Genomic DNA, 19,059 nt, shown 5'->3' with positions numbered 1-19,059 from the left:
ACCAGTTGATTCAGGTCACTCGTTGTAGATAAAACAAAATATTGCCACTAAAAAGGCTTGTTTTCTATTTTTTTGCGAATAATCTTGTAATTCCAACAACAAAACGACGGCGGCGCTATAAATGACTCTTCGAATCGCAATCAATGGTTTTGGCCGTATCGGCCGTAATGTCCTGCGCGCACTGTATACCCAAGGCTATCGTCAGGATCTGCAGATCGTTGCGATCAACGACCTGGGCGACAGCTCAATGAATGCTCACCTGCTCAAATACGACACCGTTCACGGCACATTCGATGCCGAAGTCCAGCACGATCAGGAAAGTCTAACCGTCAACGGCGACCGCATTTCGGTCAGCGCCATTCGCAACCCGGCCGAGCTGCCTTGGGCCGCGGAGAAGGTCGACGTCGTGTTCGAATGCACCGGCCTGTTCACCGACCGGGCCAAAGCCGCCGCGCATATTACGGCCGGCGCGCGCAAAGTGATTATCTCGGCCCCGGCCAAAGGCGCCGACGCCACCGTGGTTTATGGGGTTAACCACGACATTCTGCGCCAGTCGCACCAGATCATCTCCAACGCCTCGTGCACCACCAACTGCCTGGCCCCGGTGGCCCAGGTGCTGCACCGCGAACTGGGCATCGAAAGCGGTCTGATGACCACCATCCACGCCTACACCAACGACCAGAACCTCACCGACGTCTACCACACCGACCCGTACCGCGCCCGTTCCGCCACCCAGAACATGATCCCGAGCAAGACCGGGGCCGCTGAAGCGGTAGGCCTGGTGCTGCCGGAACTGGCGGGCAAACTGACCGGTATGGCGGTGCGTGTTCCAGTGATCAACGTGTCGCTGGTGGACCTGACCGTGCAGCTCAAGCGTGAAGCATCGGCCGATGAAGTCAACGCGATGCTCAAACAAGCCAGCCAGCACTCGAAGATTCTGGGTTACAACACCCTGCCGCTGGTTTCCAGCGACTTCAACCACAACCCGCTGTCCTCGATCTTCGATGCCAACCACACCAAGTCCAGCGGCAAGCTGCTCAAAGTGCTGGCTTGGTACGACAACGAGTGGGGCTTCTCCAACCGCATGCTCGATAACTGCCTGGCGCTCTGCAACGCAGAATAAACAGCCCGACACCTGTGTCGACGCGGCCCTAAATGCGTCGTCGCAGGCGCATTCTCGTCTGGAGAAGCAAGCGATGATCGGTATCAGCTTTACGCAAAAAACCCTGGCGGCGCGCAAGCGTATCGCCCTGGTTGCCCACGACCACTGCAAAATATTTTTGCTGGACTGGGCCGAGCGGCAGAAAGACAAGCTCGCGCAGCATGAACTGGTCGCCACCGGCACCACGGGGTTGTTGTTGCAACAACGCCTCGACCTGCCGGTGGAAAGCATGATCAGCGGTCCACTGGGCGGCGACCAGCAACTCGGCGCGCAAATCGCCGAGCAGCGGGTCGACATGCTGGTGTTCTTCTGGGACCCGTTCGAACCGCAACCCCACGACCCGGACATCAAGGCATTACTGCGGGTCGCGGCGGTGTGGAACATCCCCGTGGCCTGCAACGAATGCAGCGCCGACTACCTGCTCAGCAGCCCGTTGATGGATCAGGCTCACGAACACCGCATCCCGGATTACGCGACCTATCTGCAGGGGCGTGGGTAAAGCTGTGGCAGCAGGCTCGCTCAGGTCAGAGAAACCTGTGGCGAGGGAGCTTGCTCCCGCTTGAGTGTGCAGCACTCACAAAAATTGGCAGGTTGTCAGATTTTTGGGGCCGCTACGCAGCCCAGCGCGAGCAAGCTCGCTCGCCACAAAGGTAGGCATGACCAAGAGTGCGTTTAAGTGAGCAGCATACCCAATCCTCGGGGAATTACTCAGTCGGCACTACCTTGTCCAGCACCTGATTGACCGCCAGTTCGGCCAGCATCACGACCTGAGCGATGCCCAGCAAGGTTTTGCGGTGAGTGCCTTCAAGCAAAGCCGCGAAGTCGTTGAGCATGACGGTGGCCGAGCCCAGGGTTTCGCTGGCGTTGACCAGCATCGGCTCGGTGGCGGCCGCCGGGTTGGCCAAGTACAGGTTGTTGGGTTGGTAGGGTGTGGCCATGACCGTGGCCGCCGGGTTGAGGTAATGGTCGAGGGCGCGTTCGGCGGCTTCGTTGAGTTTTCTGGAATCGAGGGATTCGTAGGGGGAGACCGGGTCGGTGACCGGCGGGTTAGGCGTAGGCTTTATCATTTTCAGGTTCCAAAATAATGCTGGAACCTCTTCTCTGCTAAAAGAAGGGGTGACAGCTGAACGCAGGTTAGCAGACCGGGGAACCTAAGGAAGCCGGCGCGCCGAAGCGCCCTGCGTACAGCCGCCATCAAATGCAGGCATGGAGCCTGACTGATAGTGCGCGTACGACCTTAGGTTAACCACGGGCTGCTAAACCCGATCACTGGGAATCAGTGATGCGAATCAAGTTACCGACCGGCCCCAAGGCACACAAGCCGGCGGATTCTGGCGCAGGCGTAGGCAACGGCGCAAGGTTTCGTGGGCTTTAGGACGTAACACAGGGTGTCGTTAAACATTCATTCTGGATCGTGTGTAATGGCGCTCGGAGGGACTGTCAGAAATTTTGTGTTCGGGCATAACATGTTGAAAAGGAGCATGTATGCCGACCAAAAAGAAACCGGCCTCGGAGGCCAAAACCCAGCTTCCTTCGATTCCGAAGGAGCTGATCGATCAGTTCGTTAAAGGCCCAATGAGCGCCGAGGCGATTCAGGACGCATCCATGGCGTTCAAAAAGGCGCTTATCGAGCGAGCCCTTGGCGCGGAGCTGGGTCACCACCTTGGCTACCCTCAGGGCGCGGAGCGCCCTGAGGAGTCGAGTAACCAGCGCAACGGCAAAAGCAGCAAGACCGTGCTGACCGATGATGGCCCGCTGCGTCTGGACATTCCTCGGGATCGCGATGGCAGCTTCGCGCCAATGCTGATCCCCAAGCATGAGCGTCGGTTCACGGGCTTCGACGACAAAATCATTGCCATGTACGCCGTGGCATGACCGTCCGAGAGATCCGGGTCATTCCTTTCGGAGCAGTACGGGACCGATTTTCCCATGATTTCATCAGCTCGGTCACTGACGCAGTGTTGGAGGAAGTGACTGCCTGGCAACAACGCCCGCTTGAGCCGATGTATCCGGTGATTTTCTTCGATGCGCTGCGGGTCAAAATCCGTGAGGAAGGACTGGTTCGCAACAAGGCCATCTACCTGGCTCTGGGCGTGCTGCCGGACGGCACCCGAGACTTTTGGGCATCTGGATTGAGACCACTGAGGGGGCCAAGTTCTGGATGAAGGTCTTCAACGACCTCAAGACCCGTGGCGTTGAGGATGTATTGATCGCGGTAACTGACGGCCTTAAAGGCATGCCAGAAGCCTTGAGTGCGGTGTTTCCGACGACGACCTTGCAGACCTGCATCGTGCACCTGATCCGTAACAGTCTTGATTACGCCTCCTGGGACAAGCGCCGCGAGTTGGCCAAAGCCCTCAAGCCGGTTTATCAGGCGCTTAACGTTGAAGCTGCCGAGCAAGCTCTGGACGCATTTGAAACGGGGCCTTGGGGCAAACAATACCCAACAGTCGTAGCCGCTTGGAGACGTGCCTGGGATCGAGTCATCCCGTTTTTTGTCTTCCCGCCTGCCATCCGAAAAGTGATCTACACCACTAACGCCATCGAGAGCATCAATGCTCAGTTGCGCAAGATCATCAAGACAAGAGGCCACTTCCCGACTGATGATGCAGCGACGAAGCTGATCTGGCTGGCACTGCAAAACATCACGGCCAATTGGGGCAGCGCAGCGCACGACTGGAAGAGCGCAATGAATCAGTTTGCGATTCTTTATGGCGATCGATTTACCAGGTCAAACTGGTGAAATGAGGGCTTGCCTTATGGCAGGCCGTTACCGGCCCGCACACAAAAAATCTGACACTCCCCGCTCGGAAATCGATGAATACCCTGACAGATCGGTCTTGCTCCCACAGGATTTCATCTGGCCGAGTCGTCTTTTTGGACTATGCTCGGGCTCTCGCTCCGGAGGGCCTTCGATGACTGATTTACTCACGTCCATTCAAGCCGCACTCGGCTTGCCTCACACCCCAATCCCGTTCACCTCGAGCGGCGCCCTGCCCTCGGCGTTTGCCGTGACCGATCTGGCTTGCGCCAGCATTGCTGCCGCCGGCCAGGCCGCCAGCGAACTGCTGCATCAACAAACCGGTCGCTTGCCCAGCCTTGAAGTCGACCGCCGCCTGGCGTCGTTCTGGTTCGCGACGTCGATCCGCCCCATGGGCTGGAGCGTTCCACCGTTGTGGGATCCGGTTGCCGGTGACTACGCGACCAAGGACGGCTGGATCCGCCTGCACACCAATGCGCCTCATCATCGTGCCGCCGCTGAAAGTGTGCTCGGCGCCTGTGCCAACCGCGCCGCGATGGCGAGCAAGGTTGCGCAATGGGTGAAAAGTGATCTGGAACAGGCCGTGGTTGATGCCGGAGGTTGCGCGGCCGAAATGCGCAGCTGGGCGCAATGGCAAGCACATCCCCAAGGTTTGGCGGTGAACGCCGAGCCGTTGATTCAGTTCAGCGCCGACGACAGTAAAAACCCAAAACCGTGGCAGGGTTCAGTGGCTCAACCGCTGGCCGGGGTCAAGGTGCTGGATTTGACCCGCGTGTTGGCTGGCCCCATCGCCAGTCGTTTTCTCGCCGGCCTCGGCGCCGATGTTTTGCGCATCGACCCACCGACCTGGAACGAACCGGGCGTGGTGCCGGAAGTCACATTGGGCAAACGTTGTGCGCGCCTGGATCTGCACGACAAGACTGATCGTGCGGTGTTCGAAAGCCTGCTCAAGGACACCGATATCCTGCTCCACGGCTACCGCGCCGATGCATTGGAAAGGTTGGGCTACGGCGTCGCCGTGCGACAAAAACTGGCGCCGGGACTGATTGATGTGTGCCTCAACGCCTACGGTTGGAGCGGCCCCTGGCAGAACCGTCGAGGGTTCGACAGTTTGGTACAGATGAGCAGCGGGATTGCCGAAGCGGGGATGCAGTGGAAGAAAGCGAACCAGCCGACACCGCTGCCGGTGCAGGCGCTTGATCACGCCACCGGGTATTTGATGGCCGCTGCGGCGATCAAGTTATTGGGCCGTGGCGGGTCGGCCAGGTTGTCGTTGGCGCGGACCGCCAGGTTGCTGATTGAACATGGCGCAGGAACCGACGAGGCGTTGCGGGCGGAGGATCAAAGCGATCAAGGGATGTTGGTTGAGCAGACACCATGGGGGCCGGCCCATCGGCTGCAGGTGCCACTGAAAATCACCGGAACACCGCTGCAGTGGGCGCTTCCGGCCGCAGAATTGGGTTCCCATCGCGCGCAGTGGTGGTGACTGTTCGGGCCCCTTCGCGAGCAAGCCCGCTCCCACATTAGCTCAGCGTCGATCACAAAACCTGTGGGAGCGGGCTTGCCCGCGAAGAGACCCGGAAAGTCACTACACATCTCGGCTCAGCTCAACCCGGTCGGCTCAACGATGTCCAAAGCACCTGCGCCGCATACCCTCGATAGGGCCGCCAAGTCTCGGCCCGCACCCACAACTCCCGAGCCGTCACCACTCGACCTTCCAGCGCCGCCAGCGAATTGATCAACCCCACATCCCCGCTCGGAAACGCATCCATCTGCCGCAACTGCCGCAAGGCAATGTATTGCGCCGTCCAGTCACCAATCCCGTGCAACGCCAACAACCGCGCCACACCGTCTTCCCGTTCAGGTTCAAACAACAGGGGATCATCCAGCAACGCCTGAGCCACGCCGGACAAGGTCCGACCCCGACTTTTTGGCATCCCCAACGTTGCCAGATCCGCTGCGGCCAATGCTGCAGCATCAGGAAACACATGACTCAACCCCGGCATCGGCGACTGCAATGGCTGCCCATATTGCGCCAGCAGTTTCCCCGCCAACCTGATCGCCGCGACCACGCTAATCTGCTGCCCCAACACCGCACGAATGGCCAACTCCAGCCCATCCCAAGCCCCGGGCACTCGCAGCCCCGGACGTGCGGCAATCAAGCGCGCCATCAACGGATCAACCGCCAATTGTCGATGAATGGCTGGCAAATTCGCATCCAGATCAAACATCCGCCGTAGCCGCGCGACAATCTCCGGTACTGCCGCTGAATCAGGAAAATCCAGCGTCACTTCCAGCACATCGCCCGCCCCTGGCCTGACCGAAATCACACCGTGAACACCGTTCAAACCGATGCTGCGCAAGTACACCCCATCGACCACCGTTTCCATCCCGACCACCGCCCGCGCCGACAAAAAACCCAGCATCGCCGACCAGTCATAAGGCGGTTGATACGCCAGCAACAACCTCACAACGACAACAATCCGCTATACAACCCATACGCCGCCAGCCCCGCCCCGATAATCACACAGCTGAAAATCCACTTCTCCACCCACGTAAACAGCGGCTCGCCCTGTTCCCGCTTGGCCTTGGCAAACAGAATCACCCCCGGCGCATACAACAACGCCGAGAGCAGCAGGTACTTCACCCCGCCGGCGTACAACAACCAAACCGCGTAACACAGGGCAATGCCGCCGATCAGCAAGTCTTTCGTGCGCTCGGCCGAAGCATGCTCATAGGTTTCCCCTCGCCCGCTCAACAACACCGCATACGCTGCCGACCACAGATACGGCACCAGAATCATCGACGAGGCGAGGTAGATCAGGCTGGTGTAAGTGCCGGCGGAAAACAGCGTGATCAGCAGAAAAATCTGGATCATCACGTTGGTCAACCACAGCGCGTTGACCGGCACATGGTTGGCGTTTTCCTTTTTCAGGAACGCCGGCATGGTTTTGTCCCTGGCCGTGGCGAAGAGAATTTCGGCGCACAGCAGCGCCCACGACAACAAGGCCCCCAGCAGCGAAACCGCCAGGCCGATGCTGATCAGCAGCGCGCCCCAAGGGCCGACGATATGTTCCAGCACCGCGGCCAGCGACGGGTTCTGCAACGTGGCCAATTCCGGTTGGTTCATGATCCCCAGAGACAACACATTCACCAGCACCAGCAGCGCCAACACACCGACAAAACCGATGACCGTCGCCCGGCCCACGTCCGAACGTTTCTCCGCCCTCGCCGAATACACACTGGCGCCTTCTATACCGATGAACACGAATACCGTGACCAGCATCATGTTGCGCACCTGGTCCATCACGCCGCCGAAATTCGGGTTGCTGCGGCCCCAGATGTCGCGGGTGAAGATGTCCGCCTTGAAGGCCACGGCGGCGATGACGATGAACATGATCAGCGGCACGATCTTGGCCACAGTGGTCAGTTGATTGATGAACGCCGCCTCCTTGATCCCGCGCAGCACCAGAAAATGCACCGCCCAGAGCAGCACCGAGGCACAGCCGATGGCGATCGGCGTGTTGCCCTGGCCAAACACCGGAAAGAAATAACCGAGAGTACTGAACAGCAATACGAAATAACCGACGTTGCCCAGCCAGGCGCTGATCCAGTATCCCCAGGCAGACGAGAACCCCATGTAATCGCCGAACCCGGCCTTGGCGTAGGCGTACACCCCGGAGTCCAGTTCCGGCTTGCGATTGGCCAGGGTCTGAAAGACAAAGGCCAGGGTCAGCATGCCTACGGCAGTGATTGCCCACCCAATCAATATCGCCCCGGCATCGGCACGTGCCGCCATGTTTTGCGGTAAGGAAAAAATCCCACCGCCAATCATCGATCCCACCACCAAAGCGATCAGCGCACTCAGGCGAAGCTTTTGCGTCGGTTGCGACATTCGGGCGTCTCCATTTACCCCGCCGCGCTATCGCCACGAGACCGTCACATTGTTGATTTTAACTAAACAGATAAAGCGTAATAACGTTTATCAATTAACGCCAATTTCCGCCTTCTACTTATAACCAATCACGCTAACGCGACTAACTGGAAATCGCGACTTTGTCAGTTGCTTCTAATAAACAAATATCACTCCAAAATCAGAATCCATCACTTGCCAAAACAGAAAAACAAACTAGCGTCTAAACTTAAATTGATAAGCTTTATTTCTTCAACCGTCAGCTGAGACCTCTGGAAAGGGCTCTTCCGGCAATAACATTACGCCTATAAGAACAACATAAGTCATTAATTAACAATGGAATGTGACCATGCATTGATCTGAGTCAGATGATTGAACAGCTAATAAAACTAACCTGTTTTCTCTCTTCTCCTGCACTGGAGTCATGCAATGTCTGAATCCCCCGGAAAACTGAAACTCGGCGCCCTGGTTGCATTGGTTGTCGGCTCAATGATTGGTGGCGGGATCTTCTCTTTGCCCCAGAACATGGCTGCCAGTGCCGACGTCGGTGCCGTTCTTATCGGTTGGGCAATTACCGCAGTGGGCATGTTGACCCTGGCCTTCGTCTTCCAGACCCTCGCTAATCGAAAACCTGATCTGGACGGCGGTGTCTACGCCTACGCCAAAGCCGGTTTCGGTGATTACATGGGGTTCTCGTCCGCCTGGGGTTACTGGATCAGTGCCTGGCTGGGTAACGTTGGTTATTTCGTACTCTTGTTCAGCACCCTCGGCTACTTCTTCCCCATTTTTGGGGAGGGAAATACTGTCGCTGCCGTGATCTGTGCATCGGTGCTGCTCTGGGGTGTGCATTTCCTGGTACTGCGCGGAATCAAGGAAGCAGCGTTCATTAACCTGGTGACCACCGTCGCCAAAGTCGTACCGCTGCTGCTGTTCGTGCTGATCGCGATTTTCGCGTTCAAACTGGACATCTTCACCGCCGACATCTGGGGTATGAAAAACCCTGACCTGGGCAGCGTGATGAACCAGGTGCGCAAGATGATGCTGGTCACCGTCTGGGTGTTCATCGGTATCGAAGGCGCGAGCATCTTCTCGGCCCGTGCGGAAAAACGCAGCGACGTCGGTAAAGCCACCGTCATCGGGTTCATCACCGTGCTGCTGTTCCTGGTGCTGGTGAACGTGCTGTCGCTGGGCATCATGACCCAACCGGAATTGGCAAAACTGCAGAACCCGTCCATGGCCGCGGTGCTGGAACATGTAGTCGGTCATTGGGGCGCGGTGCTGATCAGCGTTGGCCTGATCATCTCGTTGCTCGGTGCGCTGCTGTCGTGGGTGTTGCTGTGTGCGGAGATCATGTTCGCCGCCGCCAAGGACCACACCATGCCGGCGTTTTTGCGCAAGGAAAACACCAACCAGGTGCCGGTCAACGCCTTGTGGCTGACCAACGCCATGGTCCAGCTGTTCCTGATCATCACGCTGTTCTCGGCCAGCACTTATCTGTCGCTGATCTACCTCGCCACCTCAATGATTCTGGTGCCGTACCTGTGGTCGGCGGCCTACGCGCTGCTGTTGGCGGTGCGCGGCGAGAGTTATGAAAACGCCGTGGCCGAGCGCAGGAAAGACCTGTTCATCGGCACCGTCGCGTTGATCTACGCGGTCTGGCTGATCTATGCCGGCGGGGTCAAATACCTGCTGCTCTCCGCCCTGCTCTATGCCCCCGGCGCAATTCTGTTCGCCAAAGCCAAGCTTGAAGTCAACAAACCGGTTTTCACCAACGTCGAGAAGCTGATTTTCGCCGCCGTAGTCGTGGGCGCCCTGGTGGCGGCTTACGGGCTGTATGACGGCTTCCTGACTCTGTAACACCTGACCCATTTGTCATCTGGAGGATCACTGTAATGACCACCGAAAAAGTTAAGTACGGCGTCCATTCCGAAGCCGGCAAACTGCGCAAAGTCATGGTTTGCTCCCCCGGCCTGGCCCACCAGCGGCTGACCCCGAACAACTGCGATGAACTGCTTTTCGATGATGTGCTGTGGGTTGCTCAAGCCAAGCGTGACCATTTCGACTTCGTCACCAAGATGCGCGAGCGCAACGTCGACGTGCTGGAAATGCACAACCTGTTGACCGACATCGTCGCGATTCCTGAAGCGCTGGACTGGATCCTGGAGCGCAAGATCACCGCCAATTCGGTGGGCTTGGGTCTGGTCAATGAAACCGCTTCCTGGCTGCGTAGCCTGGAGCCGCGCAAGATCGCTGAATTCCTGATTGGCGGCGTCTCCGCCGATGACCTGCCGGACAGCTTTGGCGGCAAGACCATTCAGATGTTCCGCGAATATCTCGGTCACTCAAGCTTCATTCTGCCGCCGTTGCCCAACACCCAGTTCACCCGCGACACCACCTGCTGGATCTACGGTGGCGTGACGCTCAACCCGATGTACTGGCCGGCGCGTCGCCAGGAAACCCTGCTGACCACGGCCATCTACAAATTCCACCCGCAGTTCACCAACGCCGACTTCCAGATCTGGTACGGCGACCCGGACCAGGACCATGGCAGCGCCACCCTTGAGGGCGGCGACGTGATGCCGATCGGCAACGGCGTGGTGTTGATCGGCATGGGCGAGCGTTCGTCCCGTCAGGCCATCGGTCAATTGGCGGTCAACCTGTTCAAGAACAAAGCGGTCGAGCGTGTGATTGTCGCCGGCCTGCCGAAGTCCCGCGCAGCGATGCACCTGGACACCGTGTTCAGCTTCTGCGACCGCGACCTTGTGACCATTTTCCCGGAAGTGGTGAACCAGATCGTCGCTTTCAGCGTGCGCCCTGATGAAAGCAAACCGGGCGGCGTCGACGTTCGCCGTGAAGAAACCAGCTTCCTTGACACCGTGGCCAAGGCCCTCAACCTCAAAGCGCTGCGCGTCGTCGAAACCGGCGGCAACGCCTTCGCCGCCGAACGCGAGCAATGGGACGACGGCAATAACGTGGTGGCGGTGGAGCCGGGCGTGGTCATTGGCTACGACCGCAACACCTACACCAACACCTTGCTGCGCAAGGCCGGTGTGGAAGTCATCACCATCAGCGCCAGTGAACTCGGTCGCGGGCGTGGCGGCGGCCACTGCATGACCTGCCCGATCATTCGTGACCCTATCGACTATTAACTTTCAAACCCTGGCCGCCGCTTATCCAGCGCGGCCCGGGGGATAACCGATACCAAAGGAGATCCAATCATGGCTTTTAATATGCGCAACCGCAGCCTGCTGAGTTTGATGCACCACACCACTCGCGAGCTGAATTACTTGCTGGACCTGTCCCGTGACCTCAAGCGCGCCAAGTACACCGGCACCGAGCGTCCGCACCTGCAAGGCAAGAACATCGCGCTGATCTTCGAAAAAACCTCGACCCGTACCCGTTGCGCCTTCGAAGTCGCGGCCCATGATCAGGGCGCCCACGTCACCTACATCGACCCGGTGTCATCGCAGATCGGCCACAAAGAAAGCATGAAAGACACCGCTCGCGTGCTCGGGCGGATGTTCGACGCCATCGAGTACCGCGGCTTCGAACAGGAAATCGTCGAAGAGCTGGCGAAGTTCGCCGGCGTGCCGGTGTTCAACGGTCTGACCGCTGAATTCCACCCGACGCAAATGATCGCCGACACCCTGACCATGCGTGAACACAGCGACAAGCCGCTGCACGACATCAGCTACGCCTACCTCGGCGATGCCCGCTACAACATGGGCAACTCGCTGTTGATGATCGGCGCCAAACTCGGCATGGACGTGCGCATCGCCGCGCCGAAAGCGCTGTGGCCACATCAGGACTTCATCGATCAGTGCAAAGCCTTCGCCGAGGAAAGCGGCGCTCGCATCACCATCACCGAAGACCCGAAAGAAGCGGTCAAGGACGTGGACTTCATCCACACCGACATCTGGGTATCGATGGGCGAGCCGGTTGAGGCGTGGGACGAGCGCATCGAGCAACTGCTGCCCTACCAGGTCAACGCCGACATGATGAAGGCCTCGGGCAACCCGCGCGTGAAATTCATGCACTGCCTGCCGGCGTTCCACAACAGCGAAACCAAGGTCGGCAAAGACATCGCCGCGCGCTATCCGCACCTGGCCAACGGCGTTGAAGTGACGGAAGAAGTCTTCGAGTCGCCGGCCAACATCGCCTTCGAGCAAGCGGAAAACCGCATGCACACCATCAAGGCGATTTTGGTGTCGGCGCTGGCGGATATCTAAAGACTGACGCGGTGATCGTTCCCACGCTCTCCGCTGATCGTTCCCATGCTCTGCGTGGGAATGCATCCGGTGACGCTCCGCGTCACATGGGACGCAGAGCGTCCCGGGCGGCATTCCCACGGGGACCGTGGGAACGATCAGCGAGGGGACGATCATCGTGTTGTTCGTTCCCTCTCTGAAAGGATCTGCATTATGCGTATCGTCGTTGCTCTGGGCGGTAACGCCCTGCTCCGCCGGGGTGAACCCCTGACCGCGGACAACCAGCGCGCCAACATCCGGATCGCCACCGAACAGATCGCCAAAATCCATCCCGGCAACCAACTGGTGATCGCTCACGGCAATGGTCCGCAAGTCGGGCTGCTGTCGCTGCAAGCGGCGGCCTACACCCCGGTTTCCCCATACCCGCTGGACGTGCTCGGTGCCGAAACCGAAGGCATGATCGGCTACATCATCGAACAGGAACTGGGCAACCTGCTGGACTTCGAAGTCCCGTTCGCCACCCTGCTGACCCAGGTCGAAGTCGACGCCAACGACCCGGCGTTCCAGGCCCCCAGCAAACCCATCGGCCCGGTCTACACCAAGGCCGAAGCGGAAAAACTCGCTGCCGAAAAAGGCTGGGCGATTGCTCCGGACGGCGACAAATTCCGTCGCGTGGTCGCCAGCCCGAAACCCAAACGCATCTTCGAAATACGCCCGATCAAGTGGCTGCTGGAAAAAGGCAGCATCGTGATTTGCGCCGGTGGTGGCGGCATCCCGACGATGTACGGTGCCAGCGGCAAACTGCAGGGCGTGGAAGCGGTGATCGACAAAGACCTGTGCTCGGCGCTACTGGCCGAACAGCTTGAAAGCGATCTATTGGTGATCGCCACCGACGTCAACGCGGCGTTCATCGACTTCGGCAAACCCACCCAGAAAGCCATCGCCCAGGCCCACCCCGATGAGATGGAGAAACTCGGCTTCGCGGCCGGTTCCATGGGACCAAAGGTCCAGGCGGCCTGCGAGTTCGCCCGCCATACTGGAAAAACCGCGGTGATCGGTTCACTCTCGGATATCGAGGCGATCGTCCAGGGCAAGGCCGGCACGCGTATCAGCACGGCGACACCTGGCATAACTTATTTATAAGGAGAGACGTCAATGGCAACGTTTGAGCCCGGTCATCTGCACATCGAGCGCCACGCGCTGACCCCGGATGATGTCAACTACAACGTGCACCTCGACTATGAGGTCGCGCAGGATCCCAAGAAAGGCAAAGGGGTGCTATTCACCTTGCACGGCAGCATGCAGGGAAAGGACATGTCGGAGACCTTCTTTCTGCCCAAGGAGGAGGCTTACAACTTCGCTAACAACGTGACGAGAATCGCCGAGAAGTACGGAATCCCGAAGACACACAGCCAGATCGGCTCGGTTCACAAGCATTACGATTTAATGTTTGAAGACATCCGGAAGCAGTTGGATATGAAATCCGGCGACCCGGTAAACCTCGAGAACTTCGAATAATCCTATTCCCCTGGATGAACGCTGTACCTGTGGGAGCGGCGGTGCGGCGATCCGACTTGCCCGCGATTGCGGTTTAACATTCAACATCTATGTTGTCTGACACACCTCTATCGCGGGCAAGCCCGCTCCCACATGGGTTGTGTGGTGACGTGAAGTCCTGCGCAGGATTTCACCATTGACCCGCCCCAAGGCATACTTGCCACCCTCCGCACTCCAGAACCCAACCGCCCCATGCGTATCCACGTCAGCTTCATCGACCGCGTCGGTATCACCCAGGAAGTCCTGGCCCTGCTCGGTGGGCGCAATCTCAATCTGGATGCCGTGGAAATGGTGCCGCCCAACGTCTATATCGACGCCCCGACCTTGAGCCCGGCAGTGCTTGAAGAGTTGCGCGACGCGCTGTTCAGTGTGCGCGGGGTGCAAGCGGTGACGGTGGTCGACATTCTTCCCGGCCAGCGCCGTCACTTGCAGCTCGATGCGTTGCTCGCCGCCATGACCGACCCGGTGTTGGCCCTCGACAGCGCTGGCAAGGTGCTGCTGGCCAACCCGGCGCTGATTGCCCTGTACGGCCGCGAACCGGCGGGTGAAAGCATCAGCGAGCTGTTTGCCGACCCGGCGCTGCTCGACGCGTTGCTGGAAAACGGCTTCCGCCTGCCGCTGCGCGAGATCACCGTCAACGGTCAGACCCTGCTGCTGGACGCCACGCCGATCACCGACGCCGGCGCCCTGCTGACCCTGTATCAACCGAACCGCATCGGTGAACGTCTTTCGGCGCTGCACCACGATCACGCCGAAGGTTTCGATGCCCTGCTCGGCGAATCCCCGGCCATTCGTACGCTCAAGGCTCGCGCTCAACGAGTCGCAGCCCTCGATGCACCGTTGCTGATCCAGGGCGAAACCGGCACCGGCAAAGAACTGGTGGCCCGCGCCTGCCACGCCATCAGCGCCCGCCACAGTTCGCCGTTCCTGGCCTTGAACTGCGCGGCACTACCGGAAAACCTCGCCGAAAGCGAACTGTTCGGCTACGCCCCCGGCGCCTTCACTGGCGCGCAACGGGGCGGCAAACCCGGGCTGATGGAACTGGCCAACCAGGGTACGGTGTTTCTCGATGAGATCGGCGAGATGTCGCCGTACTTGCAGGCGAAATTGCTGCGTTTTCTCAACGACGGCAGCTTCCGTCGGGTTGGTGGCGATCGCGAAGTGAAGGTCAATGTGCGAATCCTCAGCGCGACCCACCGCGATCTGGAAAAAATGGTCAGCGAAGGCGCCTTCCGCGAAGACCTGTTCTATCGCCTCAACGTGCTGAATGTCGAAGTCCCGCCCCTGCGCGAGCGCGGCCAGGACATTCTGCTGCTGGCGCGCTACTTCATGCAGCAGGCCTGCGCGCAGATCCAGCGCCCGGTCTGTCGCCTGGCCCCCGGCACTTACCCGGCGCTGCTGGGCAATCGCTGGCCGGGCAATGTGCGGCAATTGCAGAACGTAATCTTCCGCGCCGCAGCGATTTGCGAAAGCAGTCTGGTGGACATCGGCGACCTCGACATCGCCGGCACCTCCGTGGCGCGCCAGAGCGACAGTGACGTCGACAGCCTCGAACAGGCCATGGAAGAGTTCGAGAAAACCCTGCTGGAAAAACTCTACGTCAGCTACCCCTCGACCCGCCAACTGGCCAGCCGCCTGCAAACCTCCCACACCGCGATTGCTCATCGGTTGCGTAAGTACGGCATACCCAATAAGCCGTAAGGCTTGTGGCTGAAACACAATCCCCTCAACACCACAAAACCCTGTGGGGCTTGCCCGCGATGGCGATATGAAACTCAATATAAATGTTGAATGCGACGGCCTCATCGCGGGCAAGCCCGCTCCCACAGATTCTGCGCGGTTTTTCAAAATCGTTTTCAAAAGCGACCTCCAACTGTACTGAAAGCGCTACAGTGGAATGATATCGATACACCCTCTCCTAATCAGCGCTGCGCAAGGCTTTGATCCACCTAGGCTTTTTTCTTCGGCTTGAGCTGTAGCGATTTCGCTACAGCCGCAGAAATGCAACGACTCGCACAAATATCTAAATCATTGTTTTTAAACAATAAAATAACATTGGCCGCATTTTTGCTTAGTAACCTCCTATAAAGCAGGGCTTTTTACCCTGCATTCCATCGCGTCCACCAGACGAGTCTGGCCCCCTTAGGAGTTTCCATGAGCGAGTTGCGTTTTACTGAAGATCACGAATGGCTGCGCACCGATGCTGACGGCACCGTCACGGTCGGCATCACCGCTTTCGCACAGAACGCCCTGGGCGACGTGGTTTTCGTACAACTGCCTGAGCTGCAGTCCTACGACAAAGGCGCTGAAGCCGCTACCGTGGAATCGGTAAAAGCCGCCAGCGGCGTGTACATGCCACTCGACGGCGAAGTGCTGGAAGTGAACCCGGCGCTGGACAGCAGCCCTGAACTGGTCAACGAAGATCCGCTGGGCGAAGGCTGGTTCTTCCGCTTCAAGCCAACCGACGCCTCGGCTGTCGGCCAACTGCTGGATCAAGACGCTTACGACCGTCTGATCAAAGCCAACGCCGAAGCCTGAGGAGCGCTGACATGACTCAAGTTAACCTAAGCACCGCCAACGAATTCATCGCACGCCACATCGGCCCGCGCTCCGGCGACGAGCAAGCCATGCTCAATAGCTTGGGCTTTGATTCGCTGGAAGCCCTGAGCGCCAGCGTCATCCCGGACAGCATCAAGGGCACCAGCGTCCTCGGCCTGGAAGACGGCCTGAGTGAAGCGGATGCCCTGGCGCTGATCAAATCCATCGCCGGCAAAAACCAGCTGTTCAAGACCTACATCGGTCAGGGCTACTACGGCACTCACACGCCGTCGCCGATCCTGCGCAACCTGCTGGAAAACCCGGCCTGGTACACCGCTTACACCCCGTACCAGCCAGAAATTTCCCAGGGCCGTCTCGAAGCGCTGCTGAACTTCCAGACCCTGATCAGCGACCTGACCGGCCTGCCGATCGCCAACGCCTCGCTGCTCGACGAAGCCACCGCCGCTGCCGAAGCCATGACCTTCTGCAAACGCCTGAGCAAGAACAAAGGCAGCCACGCATTCTTCGCCTCGGTGCATTGCCACCCACAGACCCTCGATGTGCTGCGCACCCGTGCCGAGCCGTTGGGTATCGACGTGGTGGTCGGCAACGAGCGCGAACTGACCGACATGACGCCGTTCTTCGGCGCCTTGCTGCAATACCCGGCCAGCAACGGTGATGTGTTCGACTACCGCGAACTGACCGAGCGCTTCCACGCTACTAATGCGCTGGTCGCAGTCGCGGCTGACCTGCTGGCCCTGACCGTGCTGACCCCGCCGGGCGAGTTCGGTGCCGACGTGGCCATCGGCAGCGCGCAACGCTTTGGCGTGCCGTTGGGCTTCGGTGGTCCGCACGCGGCCTACTTCTCCACCCGCGATGCGTTCAAGCGCGACATGCCGGGCCGTCTGGTCGGCGTTTCCGTGGACCGTTTCGGCAAGCCGGCCCTGCGCCTGGCCATGCAGACCCGCGAGCAACATATCCGCCGCGAGAAAGCCACCAGCAACATCTGCACCGCCCAAGTGCTGCTAGCCAACATCGCCAGCATGTACGCCGTGTACCACGGCCCGAAAGGCCTGACGCAGATCGCCCAGCGCATTCATCACCTGACCGCGATCCTCGCCAAAGGCTTGAGCGCATTGGGCCTGACCGTCGAGCAAACCAACTTCTTCGACACGCTGACGATCAAGACCGGCGCGCAAACGGCGGCTTTGCACGACAAGGCGCGTGCTCAGAAGATCAACCTGCGTGTTGTGGATGGCGAGCGTCTGGGTCTGTCCCTGGACGAAACCACCAGCCAGGCCGACGTTGAAACCCTGTGGAGCGTGCTGGCCGACGGCAAGGCACTGCCAGATTTCACCGCCCTCGCCGCTTCGGTCGAAAGCACTCTCCCGGCCACGCTGGTTCGTCAATCGCCGATCCTCAGCCACCCAGTATTCAACCGTTATCACTCGGAAACCGAGCTGATGCGCTACCTGCGCAAGCTCGCCGACAAGGACCTGGCACTGGATCGCACCATGATCCCGCTGGGTTCCTGCACCATGAAACTCAACGCCGCCAGCGAAATGATCCCGGTGACCTGGGCTGAGTTCGGTGCCCTGCACCCGTTCGCCCCGGCCGAGCAAAGCGCCGGTTATCAGCAACTGACCGATGAACTGGAAGCGATGCTCTGCGCCGCCACCGGTTACGACTCGATCTCCTTGCAACCGAACGCCGGTTCCCAAGGTGAATACGCCGGTCTGCTGGCGATTCGCGCCTATCACCAGAGCCGTGGCGAAGACCGTCGCGACATCTGCTTGATCCCATCGTCCGCCCACGGCACTAACCCGGCCACCGCTAACATGGCCGGCATGCGCGTGGTCGTGACCGCGTGCGATGCCCGCGGCAACGTCGACATCGAAGACCTGCGTGCCAAGGCCATCGAGCACCGCGAACACCTCGCGGCGCTGATGATCACCTACCCGTCAACCCACGGCGTGTTCGAAGAAGGCATCCGCGAAATCTGCGGCATCATTCACGACAACGGCGGCCAGGTTTACATCGACGGCGCCAACATGAACGCCATGGTCGGCCTCTGCGCACCGGGCAAGTTCGGCGGCGATGTGTCGCACCTGAACCTGCACAAAACCTTCTGCATTCCACACGGCGGTGGCGGCCCCGGCGTCGGCCCGATTGGCGTCAAGTCGCACCTGACGCCGTTCCTGCCGGGCCACGCCCAGATGGAACGCAAAGAAGGCGCGGTCTGCGCGGCACCGTTCGGCAGCGCGAGCATTCTGCCGATCACTTGGATGTACATTCGAATGATGGGTGGCGCAGGTCTCAAGCGCGCTTCGCAACTGGCGATCCTGAATGCCAACTACATTTCCCGTCGCCTCGAAGAGCATTACCCAGTGTTGTACACCGGCAGCAACGGTCTGGTGGCACACGAATGCATCCTCGACCTGCGTCCGTTGAAAGACAGCAGCGGCATCAGTGTCGATGACGTCGCCAAGCGCCTGATCGACTTCGGCTTCCACGCCCCAACCATGTCGTTCCCGGTGGCCGGCACGTTGATGATCGAACCGACCGAAAGCGAATCCAAGGAAGAACTGGACCGCTTCTGTGACGCCATGATCCGCATCCGCGAAGAAATCCGCGCAGTGGAAAACGGCACGCTGGACAAGGAGGACAACCCGCTGAAAAACGCGCCACACACCGCCGCGGAAATCGTCGGCGAGTGGACTCACCCGTACAGCCGCGAGCAAGCGGTGTACCCGGTTGCGTCGCTGATCGAAGGCAAGTACTGGCCACCGGTCGGTCGCGTCGACAACGTCTTCGGCGATCGCAACCTGGTCTGCGCCTGCCCGTCGATCGAAAGCTACGCTTAAACAAATGAGGGCGGGTTTACTCGCCCCATTTTCAAGAACACCACATCCCCCTGTGG

The 19,059-nt window shown here is 59.5% G+C and carries 14 protein-coding genes and 1 pseudogene; 12 read left to right on the top strand and 3 right to left on the bottom strand.

Going from position 1 to position 19,059, the window contains the following annotated elements; genetic code table 11:
• Positions 1 to 121 precede the first annotated feature (121 nt).
• Together gap and PSH88_RS07390 are read left to right on the top strand one after the other, a co-directional pair.
• The gene (gap, locus tag PSH88_RS07395; protein WP_253550852.1) at positions 122 to 1,123 is read left to right on the top strand and encodes a type I glyceraldehyde-3-phosphate dehydrogenase; all 1,002 of its coding nucleotides are present in this window, start codon (positions 122 to 124) and stop codon (positions 1,121 to 1,123) included.
• A gap of 73 nt (positions 1,124 to 1,196) precedes the next feature.
• Entirely contained in the window at positions 1,197 to 1,661 is a 465-nt protein-coding gene (locus PSH88_RS07390) for a methylglyoxal synthase (protein WP_305425585.1), read from the top strand.
• 205 nt (positions 1,662 to 1,866) lie between these two features.
• On the opposite strand, the gene PSH88_RS07385 is transcribed toward PSH88_RS07390, so the two are convergent.
• Entirely contained in the window at positions 1,867 to 2,229 is a 363-nt protein-coding gene (locus PSH88_RS07385; RefSeq protein ID WP_305425584.1) for a DUF6124 family protein, read from the bottom strand.
• Between the two features lie 418 nt (positions 2,230 to 2,647).
• On the opposite strand from PSH88_RS07385, the pseudogene PSH88_RS07380 reads away from it, so the two are divergent.
• Together PSH88_RS07380 and PSH88_RS07375 are read left to right on the top strand one after the other, a co-directional pair.
• Positions 2,648 to 3,905 (top strand): annotated as a pseudogene (locus PSH88_RS07380) (IS256 family transposase).
• 172 nt (positions 3,906 to 4,077) lie between these two features.
• Complete coding sequence (locus PSH88_RS07375) at positions 4,078 to 5,409, top strand: CoA transferase (RefSeq protein WP_305425582.1); 1,332 nt, start codon at positions 4,078 to 4,080, stop codon at positions 5,407 to 5,409.
• A 121-nt stretch (positions 5,410 to 5,530) separates the two neighbouring features.
• Here the strand turns inward: PSH88_RS07375 and PSH88_RS07370 are convergent, their stop codons facing one another.
• Both PSH88_RS07370 and arcD (PSH88_RS07365) read right to left on the bottom strand, forming a co-directional pair.
• Entirely contained in the window at positions 5,531 to 6,394 is an 864-nt protein-coding gene (locus PSH88_RS07370; protein ID WP_305425580.1) for a DNA-3-methyladenine glycosylase family protein, read from the bottom strand.
• Complete coding sequence (gene arcD, locus PSH88_RS07365; RefSeq protein WP_305425578.1) at positions 6,391 to 7,818, bottom strand: arginine-ornithine antiporter; 1,428 nt, start codon at positions 7,816 to 7,818, stop codon at positions 6,391 to 6,393. Before arcD (PSH88_RS07365) ends, PSH88_RS07370 begins: the two co-directional genes overlap by 4 nt.
• Before the next feature lie 447 nt (positions 7,819 to 8,265).
• Between arcD (PSH88_RS07365) and arcD (PSH88_RS07360) the strand changes: the two genes are divergently transcribed.
• The 8 genes from arcD (PSH88_RS07360) (at position 8,266) to gcvP (ending at position 19,003) form a co-directional block, all read left to right on the top strand.
• Complete coding sequence (arcD, locus tag PSH88_RS07360) at positions 8,266 to 9,693, top strand: arginine-ornithine antiporter (protein WP_305425577.1); 1,428 nt, start codon at positions 8,266 to 8,268, stop codon at positions 9,691 to 9,693.
• Between the two features lie 35 nt (positions 9,694 to 9,728).
• Positions 9,729 to 10,985 carry an arginine deiminase gene (arcA, locus tag PSH88_RS07355; RefSeq protein ID WP_305425576.1) on the top strand — a complete coding sequence of 419 codons (1,257 nt, stop codon included), beginning with the start codon at positions 9,729 to 9,731 and terminating at the stop codon, positions 10,983 to 10,985.
• A gap of 69 nt (positions 10,986 to 11,054) precedes the next feature.
• The gene (locus PSH88_RS07350) at positions 11,055 to 12,065 is read left to right on the top strand and encodes an ornithine carbamoyltransferase (protein ID WP_305425575.1); all 1,011 of its coding nucleotides are present in this window, start codon (positions 11,055 to 11,057) and stop codon (positions 12,063 to 12,065) included.
• Positions 12,066 to 12,257: 192 nt separating this feature from the next.
• Positions 12,258 to 13,187 carry a carbamate kinase gene (gene arcC / locus PSH88_RS07345; RefSeq protein WP_305425574.1) on the top strand — a complete coding sequence of 310 codons (930 nt, stop codon included), beginning with the start codon at positions 12,258 to 12,260 and terminating at the stop codon, positions 13,185 to 13,187.
• 12 nt (positions 13,188 to 13,199) lie between these two features.
• Positions 13,200 to 13,562: a DUF5064 family protein gene (locus tag PSH88_RS07340; RefSeq protein ID WP_305425573.1), complete on the top strand. Its 363-nt coding sequence runs from the start codon at positions 13,200 to 13,202 to the stop codon at positions 13,560 to 13,562.
• Between the two features lie 231 nt (positions 13,563 to 13,793).
• Positions 13,794 to 15,302: a sigma-54-dependent transcriptional regulator gene (locus tag PSH88_RS07335; RefSeq protein WP_305425572.1), complete on the top strand. Its 1,509-nt coding sequence runs from the start codon at positions 13,794 to 13,796 to the stop codon at positions 15,300 to 15,302.
• Between the two features lie 453 nt (positions 15,303 to 15,755).
• A complete protein-coding gene (gene gcvH / locus PSH88_RS07330; protein WP_305425571.1) occupies positions 15,756 to 16,139 on the top strand; it encodes a glycine cleavage system protein GcvH in 384 nt (127 codons plus the stop codon).
• 11 nt (positions 16,140 to 16,150) lie between these two features.
• Entirely contained in the window at positions 16,151 to 19,003 is a 2,853-nt protein-coding gene (gene gcvP, locus PSH88_RS07325; protein WP_305425569.1) for an aminomethyl-transferring glycine dehydrogenase, read from the top strand.
• Positions 19,004 to 19,059: the final 56 nt, after the last annotated feature.

The organism is Pseudomonas wuhanensis (genome assembly GCF_030687395.1).
Classification (GTDB): domain Bacteria; phylum Pseudomonadota; class Gammaproteobacteria; order Pseudomonadales; family Pseudomonadaceae; genus Aquipseudomonas; species Aquipseudomonas wuhanensis.
Note: the sequence above shows the minus strand (reverse complement) of the source record. Positions and strands in the feature narration are given on the sequence as shown.

Coding starts and splice junctions, on each gene's coding strand:
- gap (WP_253550852.1), top strand. CDS start 122: ATGACTCTTCGAATCGCAATCAATGGTTTTGGCCGTATCGGCCGTAAT.
- PSH88_RS07390 (WP_305425585.1), top strand. CDS start 1,197: ATGATCGGTATCAGCTTTACGCAAAAAACCCTGGCGGCGCGCAAGCGT.
- PSH88_RS07385 (WP_305425584.1), bottom strand. CDS start 2,229: ATGATAAAGCCTACGCCTAACCCGCCGGTCACCGACCCGGTCTCCCCC.
- PSH88_RS07375 (WP_305425582.1), top strand. CDS start 4,078: ATGACTGATTTACTCACGTCCATTCAAGCCGCACTCGGCTTGCCTCAC.
- arcD (WP_305425578.1), bottom strand. CDS start 7,818: ATGTCGCAACCGACGCAAAAGCTTCGCCTGAGTGCGCTGATCGCTTTG.
- arcD (WP_305425577.1), top strand. CDS start 8,266: ATGTCTGAATCCCCCGGAAAACTGAAACTCGGCGCCCTGGTTGCATTG.
- arcA (WP_305425576.1), top strand. CDS start 9,729: ATGACCACCGAAAAAGTTAAGTACGGCGTCCATTCCGAAGCCGGCAAA.
- PSH88_RS07350 (WP_305425575.1), top strand. CDS start 11,055: ATGGCTTTTAATATGCGCAACCGCAGCCTGCTGAGTTTGATGCACCAC.
- arcC (WP_305425574.1), top strand. CDS start 12,258: ATGCGTATCGTCGTTGCTCTGGGCGGTAACGCCCTGCTCCGCCGGGGT.
- PSH88_RS07340 (WP_305425573.1), top strand. CDS start 13,200: ATGGCAACGTTTGAGCCCGGTCATCTGCACATCGAGCGCCACGCGCTG.
- PSH88_RS07335 (WP_305425572.1), top strand. CDS start 13,794: ATGCGTATCCACGTCAGCTTCATCGACCGCGTCGGTATCACCCAGGAA.
- gcvH (WP_305425571.1), top strand. CDS start 15,756: ATGAGCGAGTTGCGTTTTACTGAAGATCACGAATGGCTGCGCACCGAT.
- gcvP (WP_305425569.1), top strand. CDS start 16,151: ATGACTCAAGTTAACCTAAGCACCGCCAACGAATTCATCGCACGCCAC.